The following is a 12,533-nucleotide window of genomic DNA, read 5'->3' as shown; positions in this document are numbered from 1 at the left end:
CTACTCGGCCTCGAGACGCTCAGCTCGCTCGGCTGCCTGCAGAGCGGTGAACAGGTCGTCGAGATTGCCGTCGAGGACGGTGTCCAGGTTGTTGGCCTTGAAACCGATGCGGTGATCGCTGATGCGGTTCTCCGGCCAGTTGTAGGTGCGGATGCGCTCGGAACGGTCCATGGTGCGCACCTGCGCGGCACGCCCCTCCGCCGCCTCGGCATCGGCCTTCTCGCGCTCCATCAGCTCGAGGCGGGCCTGCAGGACCTGCATGGCGCGCGCCTTGTTCTGGATCTGCGAGCGCTCCTTCTGACACGTGACCACGATGCCGGTGGGCAGGTGGGTCAGGCGGACGGCGGAGTCGGTGGTGTTGACGCCCTGACCGCCCTTGCCGGAGGAGCGGTAGACGTCGACGCGCAGGTCCTTGTCGTCGATGATGACCGCGCCCGGATCATCGGTCTCCGGGAAGACCATGACGCCCGCGGCGGAGGTCTGGATGCGGCCCTGGGACTCGGTCACGGGGACACGCTGCACACGGTGGACGCCGCCCTCGAACTTCAGCACGCTCCACGCGCCATCGCGGGAGGGGTTCTTCGCACGGAAAGACAAGGTTATGTCCTTGACTCCACCAAGATCGGACTCGGAGAGACCCAGGACCTCCCAGGAGAGGCCGTGCTTGTCGGCGTAGCGCTCGTACATGCGCGCCAGGTCGGCCGCGAAGAGAGCAGCCTCCTCGCCGCCGGCGCCCGCCTTGATCTCCATGATCACGTCGTCGGCGTCATGCGGGTCGCGCGGCGCGAGAAGATCCGCCAGCTGCTCCTCCAGCTCGACCTCACGGGCAGCGAGGCGCTCGGCCTCGGTGGCGAAGTCCTTGTCCTCCTTGGCCATTTCGCGGGCGTCCGCGAGGTCCTCGCGGGTGCTCACCAGCTCATTGTTGACCTTGATGATGGGCTGGAGTTCCGAGTACCGCTTCGACAGCTTACGGAAGCTCGCCTGATCACCGGCAGTGTCCGGATCAGCCATCTGGGCTTCAATGCCCTGGAACTCGGAGACGATGTCGTCTACCGCGGAAACATGTCCTGCCATTTAGGAGTACTCCTCCTCATCCTTGTCGGCGGCCATCGGGGCGCTCGAAGCGACCTGCATCAGGAACTCGCCGTTCGATTTGGTCTTCTTGAGCTGCTTGATCAGCAGATCGATGGCCTGCTGCGGATCCAGCGCGGACAGGATACGGCGAAGCTTGTGCATCACGCGCGCCTCATCCGGGTTGAGCAGCAGCTCGTCCTTGCGGGTGCCCGAAGGGTTGACGTCCACGGCCGGGAACACACGACGCTCGGAGATCTTACGGTCCAGTTTGAGCTCCGCGTTGCCGGTGCCCTTGAACTCCTCGAAGATGACGGTGTCGCCGGCGGAACCGGTCTCCACCATGGCGGTGGCGACGATGGTCAGCGAGCCGCCGTTCTCGATGTTGCGGGCGGCACCCAGGAAACGCTTCGGCGGGTACAGCGCGTTGGAGTCCACACCACCGGACAGGATACGGCCCGACGCCGGCGAGGAGTTGTTGTAGGCGCGGCCCAGGCGGGTGATGGAGTCCAGCAGGACGACGACGTCCTTGCCCTGCTCCACCAGGCGCTTCGCACGCTCGATGGCGAGCTCCGCAACTGCGGTGTGCTCCCCCGGCGGACGGTCGAAGGTGGAGGCGATGACCTCACCCTTGACCGAACGCTGCATGTCGGTGACCTCCTCCGGGCGCTCATCCACCAGCACCACCATGAGGTGGCACTCGGGGTTGTTCGTGGAGATCGCGTTGGCGATGTTCTGCAGAATCGTCGTCTTGCCTGCCTTCGGCGGGGAGACGATCAGAGCACGCTGGCCCTTGCCGATCGGCATGATCAGGTCGATGACACGCGTGGTCAGGATCCTGGGGTCGGTCTCCAGACGCAGACGCTGGTTGGGGTACAGCGGGGTCAGCTTGGCGAAGTCCGGGCGGTTACGCGCCTCCTCGACGCTCAGCCCACTGACGGTGTCGACGCTGACCAGCTGGTTGTACTTCTGACGATTGCGGCCCTGACCGTGGGTCTGGCTACCGCCCATGCGGACCTTGCCGGTCACGGCGTCGCCGGAGCGCAGGCCCGAGCGACGGATCAGCTGGTTCGGGACGAAGACGTCGGCCGGCGACGCGTGGTAGCCGGTGGTGCGCACAAACGCGACGTTGCTGTCGACGACATCAAGGATGCCGGCGACGTCCTGCAGCTCGGAAGACTCCTGCTGCGGCTGCGGCTGTCGCTCCTGCTGTTCCTGGTGATCCTGGTGCTGCTGGCCACCGTCGTACTGGTCCCCTGCCCGGCCGCGGCGGTTGCGACGGCTGCGACGTCCACGACGTCCCTCGGCGTCACCACCGTCACCGCGCTGTTCGCGCTGGTCGCCGCGCTGGCCACGCTGGCCGCGCTGCCCCTGGTCGGAGTCCTGCTGGTCGCGCTCCTGGCGCTCCTGGCGCTCCTGACGAGGCTGGCGAGGTTGCTCCTGGCGGGGCTGCTCCTGGCGGGACGATTCCTGCTGCGGCTGCTCCTGGCCGGAGTCCTGCTGCTCGCGCTCCTGGCGGGGCTGCTCCTGGCGGGACGATTCCTGCTGCGGCTGCTCCTGGCCGGAGTCCTGCTGCTCGCGCTCCTGGCGGGGCTGGCGGGACTGTTCCTGCTGCGGCTGCTCCTGGCCGGGGTCCTGCTGCTCGCGCTGGCCGTGACGTGCACGGTTACGGCGGGCACGACGGGCGGCGGACCTGGACTCGTAGCGGGGTTCCTCGGAGTCTGCCCCCTGGCCGGACCCTTCGGACTCATCAGCCTGAGCAGGGGCCGCAACCCGAGCCTCAGCCTTGGCGGGGGCCTCCGTGGGCGTCGCCACGGGAGCCACGGGAGCCTCGGCGCGTGCCGGAGCCTCATCCCGGGTGCTCTTCTCCTCCGGCACCCTGGTCGACGCCTGCGCCGGCTTCTCAGCCGGAGCCTGCGCGCGTTCCGCCTGCTCAGTCGGGACGGCCGGCTGAGCCGTCTCGCCCTTATCGGTTGCGCTGGAGCGGGCCGGAACGGCACCGGTCCGGATCGCGGTGATCAGATCGCCCTTCCGCAGACCGGAGACTCCTTTGAGGCCCTTCTCGGAGGCGATCTTGCGCAGCTCAGTGAGCTTCAGTGACCCGAGGTCAGCCGAAGCGGCAGCAGTGGCGGTGTCCGTATCGGTCACGGATGTCCTTTCGTTGCTTGACCAGCCCCTGGTGCCTCATGAATTGATGCGTCATGCATCTGGGCACGCCAGGCTGGAAGCCTTCTGTGGAGTTGAGGAACTCAACGTCGCCCACCGCCTCGGGACATGTGTGCCTTGGGCGGTATGAACGGGGACGGAGCCGTACGTCGGTGGAGATCAGACCGGGCCGGACCTTGAAGGACCGCAACCTTCCGGGTACAAGCCGCCTGGGCGGCTCAACGACAGAGGGTGGGTGGACGCTCGGTTCGGACGGACTGGAGGCCTGTGCAGAAAATCGCAGACCTCCGTCGATCTCCGCACAGTGTAGCGCATGCCGCACACGCATCCGCATCGACCCTCCCGACTAGAGTGATGGGCATGCTCTCCACCATGCAGAACGTTCCGCTGTCGATCTCACGCATCCTGGAGCACGGCTCCACCAAGCATGCGTCGACGAAAGTGACCACGTGGCGGACTGACCGGGCCGAGGAGACCACGTTCGCGGAGGTCCATGCCCGGGCGGCGGCGTTCGCGCACGCACTGCACGACGATCTGGGCATTAACGGCGATCAGCGGGTGGGGTCGTTCATGCACAACTGTGCCGAGCATCTGGAGGTGCAGTTCGCGGCGTCCAGCATGGGCGCTGTCTTCACCCCGCTGAACAAGCAGCTCATGACGGATCAGGTGCGGCACATCATCAACCATGCGGAGATCGAGGTCATCGTGTCCGATCACCGCCTGGCGGGGCTGCTCGGCAAGGCGCTCGACGACTGCCCGACGGTCCGGGCGGTGGTGTTCACCGGTCTGGAGCCGCTGGGTCCCCTGGCTGAGCAGATCCCGGAGGGTATTGTCGTCCATTCCTATGAGTCGCTTCTCGACGGCCGCTCCACCGTCTATGACTGGCCGGACCTCGACGAGAACACCACCGCCGCGATCTGCTACTCCACCGGCACATCGGGTTCGCCGAAGGGCGTCGCATACTCGCACCGTTCCATCTATCTGCAGGCGATGGCGTTGCGCACCACGGACTCCCTCGCGGTGTCCCACGGCGAGTCCTTCCTGTGCTGCGTTCCCATCTACCACGTCCTGTCCTGGGGCGTGCCCTACGCGGCGTTCATGTCGGGCACTCCCCTGGTTTTCCCCGATTCGGATGTCTCCGCCCCCACCCTCGCACGGTTGATCGCAGCGACCCACCCCCGCGTGGCCCATGGTGTGCCCACCCTGTGGATCCAGCTCATCGTGCATTACCTGCACAATCCGCCGGAGCGCATGTCGCTCACCGAGATCTACGTCGGCGGCTCGCCCGCCCCGCCGATCCTCATCAAGCTGTGGGAGGAGCGTTATGGCGTCGACATCATCCATGTGTGGGGCATGACGGAGACCTCCTCCGTCGGCACCGTCGCCCGACCTCCGTCCGGTTCCTCCGGTGAGGCCCGCTGGGCGTACCGCGTGAGCCAGGGCAGGTTCTCCAATCTGCTGGACTACCGGGTGGTCAACGACGGCGAGGTCGTCTCCTCCACCGACCGCAACCAGGGTGAGATCCAGGTCCGCGGCAACATCGTCACCGGGTCCTACTACCACTCGCCCACGGCGGAAGGCGACGGCTCCGCCAGCCAGTTCCGCGGCCGCGATGCCAACGACGGTGACGGGTCGTTCACCGCGGACGGCTGGCTGCGCACGGGTGATGTGGGTTCCGTGACCGCGGACGGCTTCCTCACCGTGTCGGACCGTTCCCGTGACGTCATCCGTTCCGGCGGTGAGTGGATCTACTCCGCGATGCTGGAGAACCTCATCATGGACGCCCCCGAGGTCGTCGAATGTGCCGTCATCGGCTATCCGGATGAGAAGTGGGGCGAGCGCCCGCTCGCCGTCACCGTGCTGCACGAGGACATCGCGCAGACGGAACAGATCGCAGAAGAGCTTCGCGGCCGCCTGCGCACCACCCTCCCGGGCTGGATGCTCCCCGAGTACTGGACGTTCGTCCGGGACATCGACAAGACGTCAGTGGGTAAGTTCGACAAGAAGGACCTGCGCAAGCATCTCGCCGAGGGCGAATTCAAGGTGATCGCGCTCAAGGGTCCCGGCCAGCCGAAGGCCGAGGACCAGTGACCTGATTCCGGCAATCTGACCGCACGTTCCTACCCTGGGAGTGACATGACGACGAGACTTCCGCTGCCGACCCCCACCCTGCCCCCGCCGCGGGTTGACGGCGCCGAGCAGCTCATCGACACCCACGGCCGGGTGGCGAGGGATCTGCGTGTCAGCCTCACCGACCGCTGCAATCTGCGGTGCACCTACTGCATGCCCGCCGAGGGGCTCGAGTGGTTGCCCACCGAGCTCTCGCTCTCCGACGACGAGGTCATCCGGCTCATCACCATCGCCGTCACCCGCCTGGGTATCCGCCAGGTGCGTTTCACCGGTGGTGAGCCCCTGCTGCGCAGGTCGCTTGAGGAGATCATCGCCGCCACGTCCGCGCTGCGCACCGACGAAGGCCGCCCCGTCGCCACGGCGCTGACCACCAACGGCCTGGGTCTGCCCCGTCGACTCCCCGGGCTGAAGAAGGCCGGGCTCGACCGGGTGAACATCTCTCTGGACACGCTCGACCGCGAACGCTTCACCCGCCTGACCCGTCGGGATCGTCTCGCGGACGTCCTCGAGGCCGTCGACGCCGCCCTCGCAGCCGGTATGCACCCGGTCAAGGTCAACTCCGTGATCATGCCGGGAGTCAACGAGGATGACATCGTCCCCCTTGCCGAATACTGCCTGGCCCGGGGTGCGCAGCTGCGTTTCATCGAGCAGATGCCGCTGGGCCCACGGGACAAGTGGAAACGCGAGGACATGGTGACGGCCGGGCAGATACTCGACAGCCTGCGTACCGGTTTCGAGTTGACCCCGGCGGAGGAACCGCAGGGCACGGCGCCGGCGGCGCTGTGGAACGCGCGGGGTGTCGATAAGCGGGAACTGACAGGCAGCATCGGGGTGATCGCTTCGGTGACCAGGCCGTTCTGCGGCGACTGCGACCGCACCCGGCTGACCACCGACGGAGCGATCCGCACCTGCCTGTTCTCCCGGACCGAAACCTCGCTGCGCGAGATGATCCGCGGCGGTGCCGGCGACGACGATCTCGCGGCGGTCTGGGCCGGTGCCATGTGGGGCAAACTGCCTGGCCACGGCATCGACGACCCGGGTTTCCTCCAGCCTGACCGTCCCATGTCCGCCATCGGTGGCTAGTCTCGGTCCCATGCGGTCCATCACTGAACACCTGGCGGCGGTCCTGGCTCTCGCCGCCCCCGGCGAAGCGGTGGGCGTGGACGCCCGCGACGCCCTCGGGCTCGTGCTGGCGGGCGACGCCATCGCGATCCTCCCGGTGCCGCCGTTCTCCAACTCCGCGATGGACGGATTCATCGTCCGGTCGGCCGACCTCACAGGCACCGGCCCGTGGACACTGCCGGTGGCCGGAGACCTGCCCGCCGGTGCGCCCGCCCTGGACGTTCCCGTCGGCCGGGCCCTGCGGATCATGACCGGCGCGCCCGTCGGTGAACCCCATGACCACCTGCGGGTCATTCCCGTCGAGGACACCGACGTCCCGCCCGGCCCGGCACCGCTGCCCCCGTCGGTGACCATCCGCTCCGTCCGCGCCGAGCGGGCCCACATCCGGGCCGTCGGCGAGAACATCTCCCCCGGTGAAGTGGTGGTCCCCGCCGGCACGCGTATTGACGCCGGCGCCATCGCCGCCCTCATCTCCGCCGGGGTCAGGCAGGTGAGCGTTCATCCGCGTCCCCGCGTCGCCGTCATCTCCTCGGGAGACGAACTGGTGGAACCCGGGATGACACCCGGCCCCGGCCAGCTGCCCGATTCCAACCGCCCCATGATCGCGGCGCTCTGTGCCGAGCAGGGGTTGGCGGTCACCGAGGTCCACTCCGGCGACCGGCCGCTCAACTTCCAGGTCATGCTGGACAGGCTCTGCGCCACCCACGAGCTGGTGATCACGACCGGGGGCGTGTCCGTGGGTGCCTTCGACGTGGTCCGCGAAGTCACCGCCGGCGACGGCATGTGGTTCGGTTCCGTGGCCCAGCGTCCGGGCGCGCCCCAGGGGCTGGGTACCCGCGGGCGCGCGGTGCTGATGTGTCTGCCGGGCAACCCGGTCGCTGCGTTCGTGTCGTGGTCGCTGTACGTGCCGCCGCTCCTGGCTGCCCTGGCCGGCGGCTCGCCTGGCCGTGGGCTGTGGGAGCGTCCGCACGTCCGCGCCCTCGTCGCCGAGGGGATCACCCTGCCCGCCTCGCCCGACCGCGCTTTCCTCGCCCCCGTCCACCTGGACTGGTCCGGCGGGCAGCCTGTCGCAGCACCCTTCAACCGTCGCAGCACCGGCTCACATCTGGTCGCCTCCCTGGCGGGTACGGACGGCGTCGCCGTCATCGAGCCGGGTTCCGGAAAACGGTGCGCCGGCGATACCGTCGGAGTCCTGCTGCGCCGTGTGTAGCAGTCCCAGAAAGATAAGGAAGACATGAAGTTCACCCACCTCAACGAGGCCGGCACCGCCCACATGGTCGACGTGACCGAGAAGAAGCCCACCGTCCGCGCCGCCACCGCCCGCGGTGAAGTCGCCTGCTCGCCCGATGTGCTTGAGGCGCTCCGGGACGGCACCGTACCCAAGGGCGATGTCCTTGCCGTCGCCCGGATCGCGGGCATCTCGGCGGCCAAGAAGGTACCGGATCTGCTGCCGTTGGCCCACACCATCGGCGTGCACGGCTGCGCGGTTGACCTGGAGATCCTCGATGACCACGTCGCCATCGAGGCCACGGTCCGCACCGCCGACCGCACCGGCGTGGAGATGGAGGCCCTGACGGCCGTCACCGTCGCGGCCCTGGCCGTCATCGACATGGTCAAGGGCGTGGACCGCTCCGCCTACATCCGCACCTGCGGTATCACGGCGAAATCCGGCGGGCGCTCCGGCGACTGGTCACGCGAGCTGCCGCGCTGATGCTCCAGGTCATCGTCCTGGCCGGGGGCCGCGGCGCGCGCATGGGTGGCGTGGACAAGGCCCAGGTCACCCTCGACGGTGTCCGCCTGGTCGATCACCTCATCGGCGCACTCGCCGGCCTCCCCGTGGTCGTCGTCTCCCCCCACCTCTCGTTGGACGTGCCCGTCGTCAGCGAGGACCCGCCCTTCGGTGGCCCGGTGGCCGGTATCGCCGCCGGTGCCGCGGCACTCGAATCCCCCGAATTCGTGGGCGTGCTCTCCGTCGACGCACCCGACTCCCCTGCCCTCCTCCCGTTGCTTGTCCACGCCCTGCGCGCCGACCCGGAAGCCGACGTCGCCGTCGTGCGCTCCACGGACGGCCAGGTGCAGCCGCTCTGCGCGGTATGGCGGGTGGGGGGACTCCGGAGGTCGCTGGCCCGCCTGGACACGGTGCGTGACCAGGCGGCGAAGAAGCTGCTGCGCGCCGCCGACCGGGTCATCGAGGTGCCCGGTGACGGGGCGGAACGCGACTACGACACCCTGGCGGAGCTGCAACGACGCGGCAGCGCCGGCCTGCCGCGGGTCAGCGGACGATGATGCTGCCGTGCTGGCCCTTCTCCGCGTCCGTCATGATGTGGTTGACGAAGGTGTAGGTGCCGGGCTCCTCGAAGGTCACCTCGACGAAGCCGCCCTGCGCCGGTAGCAGCGGCAGTGCCTGCGCGCCGGTGGAATCGGCCAGGCCGTTGCGGACCGAGTACTCCCCCTCGCTGAAGACGGTGTCGAAGACGGCTCCGACGATGTGGAAGCTCAGCGGGTTGTCCGGGCCGACGTTGAGCACCCAGAAGCGGGCCCGCTCACCGGCGTTGATCTCGATGGGGCGGAGGTCGTACTGGTTGGGGAAGCCGTTGAAGCCGGCGAGGTCATACCGGCCAGCGCTGACCCGGTCGGCGTCGGCGCCCGTGTCCTCCGGGCCGAGGAAGATCTCGTGGCCCACGAGTGCGTACTCGTGGTCGACGTCGTCGAGGCCGGCGGGTGGGTCGATGATGACGGCCCCGGCCATGCCGTTGGCGATGTGCAGACTCATGGGTGCCGTGGCGCAGTGATACATCCAGATACCCCAGCGTCGGGCGACGAATTCATAGACCAGGCTTTCACCGGGGGCGATGGTGGCCATCGGCGCGTCGGGGCTGACCTCGCCGGCGTGGAAGTCCACGGAATGCCCCATGGTGCCGTCGTTGCGCAGCGTGATGCGGAACGTGTCGCCGACCCTACCGCGCAACGTCGGGCCCGGCGCCTGCCCGTTGAACAGCCACTGCACCTGACGGTGCCCCGGGGCGACCTCCCGGATCTTTTCGGTGACGTTGAACTCCAGCTCGTGCACGGTGCCGGTGGGTGCCGGGCCGAGGACCGGGTCAAACCAGGCCTCGTCGCCCAGGTCCGCCGACAGGCGCGTCGCCGGGCCGGGCACCTCGGCGAAGGGATTCCCGCCGCTCACCTGCCCGGTTCCGGCGGGCATGTCGTGCCCCGGGCCGGCCGTGGCTGCCGGGCCCGCTGCGGCACCGGTGACCACGACGTTGAAGATCATCCCCTGCGCCCGGTGCCCGGCGACGGTGCACCAGCCCTCGGTGTCGGCGGTGAACACGCCGGCGTCGAAGGTCGCCGTCTCGCCGGGGCCGATGAGCTCCGTGGTGAAACCGTTGAGGGTGAGGTCGTGGGGCTGGTTGTCCTCGTTGCTCAGCTCCAGGACGAGACGGCTGCCGGCCGGGATCTCCACCCGGTTCGGGTGGTAGGACATGCCCTCGATGCGGATGGTCTCGGTGACCGTGTCCCCGGACTGGGCGACGGCGGCTGGCGCGGATGCGCGTTCGGCGCCCGTATTCGTCGTCAGCGTGACGCCGAGAACGACCACCGCCGCGATCGCCAGGCCGATGACCAGCCAGGAGACCCAGTCGGAATCCTTCGCGGTTTCGGGTGGCGGCCGGTGGCCGGAGGTGGGTGGGCCCACGGGGAGGGTCATGAAGACTCCGTTCGGTGTTGGCGGACGACTGCCGGGACGAGGAATGCCACGTGCGCGAACAGCCCGAGGCCCAGCATGATGAGGCCCACCACCCGGGCGGGCCCGGACTCGGCGAGCAGGATGAACACGGCGCCGAGGTTGATCAGGAGCACGCGGGCCATTCCTGCCCGGTCGGCCGCGGCCCGGGCCCGCAGCACCCTGGCACGGCCGCCCCCGACGAGAACGGGCAGGAGGTGCAGCAGGACGCCGAGGACGAGCTGGAGAAGGCCAGCGGCCAGGAAGGCGGGGATGAGCAGGGCGGTGACGTGGCGGGGGTCGGCGCCCGCCAGGGTGCTGACGGCGTCGGCGGCACACACGGCGATCAACCAGAGGAGACCGGCCGTGACGCTGACGGCCGAGGTGGACCAGGTGGGTCCGGCGCTGAAGACGCCGGCCAGGACCGGCTGGAGAATGAGCAGCGCGGCCACGACAACCAGAAGCTGGAGGATGCCCGCCCAGATCGGTTCGACCAGGATGTGCGCGACGATCACCGCGCTGAGGCCGAGGCCGTGGAGAATGAGCGCGCGGGTGCACCGGCGGCGGGCGAGGTCGCTGATGCGGGTGCCGGACAGCGTCGGCAGCAGGGTGATCACGGTACCCAGGACCGTGAGGAACGCGAAGCCCCAGATGGCGGCCCGGGAGTGTCCGGCGATCATGCCCGCGTAGTCGCCCACCCCGCGGCCGGCGAAGTTGCCCAGGAGCCCCGCGACGACGAGGAAGGCGCCGGCGGTGAGATAGAACGGCACGGTGACGGCGAACTGCCCTGCCAGGCTGCGGCGCAGGTGCGACCGGATGACGGCCATGTGCCACAGCACCGCCCCGATGACCAGGGTGGCGGCGAAGTCGGCGAGCGCTCCCCAGTCATCACCGGCCTTACCCACGATGAGCAGGACCAGTCCGACCTGGACCAGCCCCACCCGGGTGACCACACCCCGGTAGTCACCGCCTGCGGTCCTGGTCAACGCCTCAGTGAAGTGCGTCGAGTAGACCAGGATCGCGGTGGTGAGCACGCCGAGGGTGAAGGAGTGGACCGTCGTCCACCAGCTGATCGGGGCGCCGAGGGCGCGGGCGAGGATGATGCCCGGGCCGATGAGCATCCAGACGCCCACCGTCGCCGCGGCCAGGGTGTGGTGGCGGCCGCGTTTGCGCAGGGAGACGTCGGAAAGCGAGAGATCAGACACGTGCCGCCCTCTTTTCGCGCGCGAGGCGCCGGCGGCGCTTGTCGGTGACCATCAGGCCGGCACCGGTCGCCATGAACAGCAGGACGGCGACGACGTTGAGGACGCCACCCATCATCCAGGCCACGTCCGCCGCCCGCAGGTCGGCGACCACGCGCAGGGACAGCCCGCCGTGGAGCAGGGCGACAGGGACGTACAACGTCGGATGATAGGGAATGGTCCTCCGGATGACGCCGCCGAGGATGAAGGGGGCGTGGGCGAAGATCATGGAGATGACGAAGCCGAGGAAGACGGAGTGCACGGCGGCGTCATGAAGATACCCGGCGCGGGTGTGCCCGAAGCCGAGCCACAGCAGTCCCGCGACGAGCAGCCACGCATACCCGGCGAGCATGCAGATGGCGGTGTATTTCGGCAGTTTGCCGGCGTGGACGAGGCGGCGGGCGACGTCGATACGCACGGTCACCAGGGCGAGGGCGACGATGAGGATGCCCATGACCGCGAATCCGACCTGCGGGTGCAGGGCGAACATCAGGGACGCGGCGACCAGCGCCAGCGAGAGGGCCGTGATGGTCGTTTCCGCGGCGGTGCCGGCGAAGGAGACGCGGGCCAGTTCCATGCGTTCGCCGATGATCGTGGCCACGGCGAAGACGACCGCAAAGGGGACGATGTCCGCGAAGTCCGCTCCCCCGCCCCACCAGACCGTGGCGAAGACCGCGCCGATCACGCCCGTCGACTGCACCAGCACCGCGTGGGTGGCCTGTCGTCGGTGGATCCTGAGGTAGACGGCCCCCAGGACCAGGAAGGCCAGGGTGAATGCGGCCGCGGGGACGAGGCGGGGCGCTCCGGCGAGCAGCGTGACCACGCCGATGGCGCTGGCCACCGGGCCCGCCCACGCCCAGCGGGTCCTGGCGGCGACGGTGCGCTCCAGTCCGATCGCCCCGCCGACGAAGCCGAAGACCATGAGCGCGCCGTGGTCGGCGCCGAGGGAGGCCGCCGGAGTGTCCGCCCAGATTCCGAGCAGGGTGAGGCCGGCGAAGAGGCCGGTGACCAGGGAGGCGCCGGCGAATGTCAGCAGCAGGCCACGCGGGCACACAACGGCCTTCTTATTTATCACGGGTTTT

The 12,533-nt window shown here is 69.0% G+C and carries 10 protein-coding genes; 5 read left to right on the top strand and 5 right to left on the bottom strand.

Features of this window, described 5'->3' with window-relative positions:
* Positions 1–1,074, bottom strand: a complete 1,074-nt coding sequence (gene prfA, locus CETAM_RS05390) for a peptide chain release factor 1 (protein WP_156227699.1) — start codon at positions 1,072–1,074, stop codon at positions 1–3.
* Positions 1,075–3,219 carry a transcription termination factor Rho gene (rho, locus tag CETAM_RS05385; RefSeq protein ID WP_156227697.1) on the bottom strand — a complete coding sequence of 715 codons (2,145 nt, stop codon included), beginning with the start codon at positions 3,217–3,219 and terminating at the stop codon, positions 1,075–1,077.
* A 378-nt stretch (positions 3,220–3,597) separates the two neighbouring features.
* Here rho and CETAM_RS05380 point away from each other — a divergent pair, with 378 nt between their 5' ends.
* From CETAM_RS05380 to mobA, 5 genes are read left to right on the top strand one after another with little or no spacing between them, the layout of a single operon-like run.
* The gene (locus CETAM_RS05380; RefSeq protein WP_156227695.1) at positions 3,598–5,328 is read left to right on the top strand and encodes a long-chain fatty-acid--CoA ligase; all 1,731 of its coding nucleotides are present in this window, start codon (positions 3,598–3,600) and stop codon (positions 5,326–5,328) included.
* A gap of 45 nt (positions 5,329–5,373) precedes the next feature.
* On the top strand, positions 5,374–6,450 hold the full coding sequence (gene moaA, locus CETAM_RS05375; RefSeq protein WP_156227693.1) for a GTP 3',8-cyclase MoaA: 1,077 nt from the start codon (positions 5,374–5,376) through the stop codon (positions 6,448–6,450).
* Positions 6,451–6,460: 10 nt separating this feature from the next.
* Positions 6,461–7,699 carry a molybdopterin molybdotransferase MoeA gene (locus tag CETAM_RS05370; protein WP_156227691.1) on the top strand — a complete coding sequence of 413 codons (1,239 nt, stop codon included), beginning with the start codon at positions 6,461–6,463 and terminating at the stop codon, positions 7,697–7,699.
* A gap of 24 nt (positions 7,700–7,723) precedes the next feature.
* Complete coding sequence (gene moaC, locus CETAM_RS05365; protein WP_156227689.1) at positions 7,724–8,200, top strand: cyclic pyranopterin monophosphate synthase MoaC; 477 nt, start codon at positions 7,724–7,726, stop codon at positions 8,198–8,200.
* A complete protein-coding gene (gene mobA, locus CETAM_RS05360; RefSeq protein ID WP_156227687.1) occupies positions 8,200–8,775 on the top strand; it encodes a molybdenum cofactor guanylyltransferase in 576 nt (191 codons plus the stop codon). Before moaC ends, mobA begins: the two co-directional genes overlap by 1 nt.
* On the opposite strand, the gene CETAM_RS05355 is transcribed toward mobA, so the two are convergent.
* From CETAM_RS05355 to CETAM_RS05345, 3 genes are read right to left on the bottom strand one after another with little or no spacing between them, the layout of a single operon-like run.
* Positions 8,762–10,195 carry a multicopper oxidase domain-containing protein gene (locus CETAM_RS05355; protein ID WP_156227685.1) on the bottom strand — a complete coding sequence of 478 codons (1,434 nt, stop codon included), beginning with the start codon at positions 10,193–10,195 and terminating at the stop codon, positions 8,762–8,764. The genes mobA and CETAM_RS05355 overlap by 14 nt on opposite strands.
* Complete coding sequence (locus CETAM_RS05350; RefSeq protein ID WP_156227683.1) at positions 10,192–11,415, bottom strand: beta-carotene 15,15'-monooxygenase; 1,224 nt, start codon at positions 11,413–11,415, stop codon at positions 10,192–10,194. Before CETAM_RS05350 ends, CETAM_RS05355 begins: the two co-directional genes overlap by 4 nt.
* Positions 11,408–12,526, bottom strand: a complete 1,119-nt coding sequence (locus CETAM_RS05345; RefSeq protein WP_231587596.1) for a hypothetical protein — start codon at positions 12,524–12,526, stop codon at positions 11,408–11,410. The genes CETAM_RS05350 and CETAM_RS05345 overlap by 8 nt, the downstream gene beginning before the upstream one ends.
* Positions 12,527–12,533 lie beyond the last annotated feature (7 nt).

It is taken from the genome of Corynebacterium comes, from assembly GCF_009734405.1.
Lineage (GTDB): Bacteria > Actinomycetota > Actinomycetes > Mycobacteriales > Mycobacteriaceae > Corynebacterium > Corynebacterium comes.
Note: the sequence above shows the minus strand (reverse complement) of the source record. Positions and strands in the feature narration are given on the sequence as shown.

What these genes read in the sequence shown, in the direction of transcription:
- moaA (WP_156227693.1), top strand. Translation starts at nt 5,374, where the DNA reads ATGACGACGAGACTTCCGCTGCCGACCCCCACCCTGCCCCCGCCGCGG.
- CETAM_RS05370 (WP_156227691.1), top strand. Translation starts at nt 6,461, where the DNA reads ATGCGGTCCATCACTGAACACCTGGCGGCGGTCCTGGCTCTCGCCGCC.
- CETAM_RS05380 (WP_156227695.1), top strand. Translation starts at nt 3,598, where the DNA reads ATGCTCTCCACCATGCAGAACGTTCCGCTGTCGATCTCACGCATCCTG.
- prfA (WP_156227699.1), bottom strand. Translation starts at nt 1,074, where the DNA reads ATGGCAGGACATGTTTCCGCGGTAGACGACATCGTCTCCGAGTTCCAG.
- CETAM_RS05355 (WP_156227685.1), bottom strand. Translation starts at nt 10,195, where the DNA reads ATGACCCTCCCCGTGGGCCCACCCACCTCCGGCCACCGGCCGCCACCC.
- mobA (WP_156227687.1), top strand. Translation starts at nt 8,200, where the DNA reads ATGCTCCAGGTCATCGTCCTGGCCGGGGGCCGCGGCGCGCGCATGGGT.
- moaC (WP_156227689.1), top strand. Translation starts at nt 7,724, where the DNA reads ATGAAGTTCACCCACCTCAACGAGGCCGGCACCGCCCACATGGTCGAC.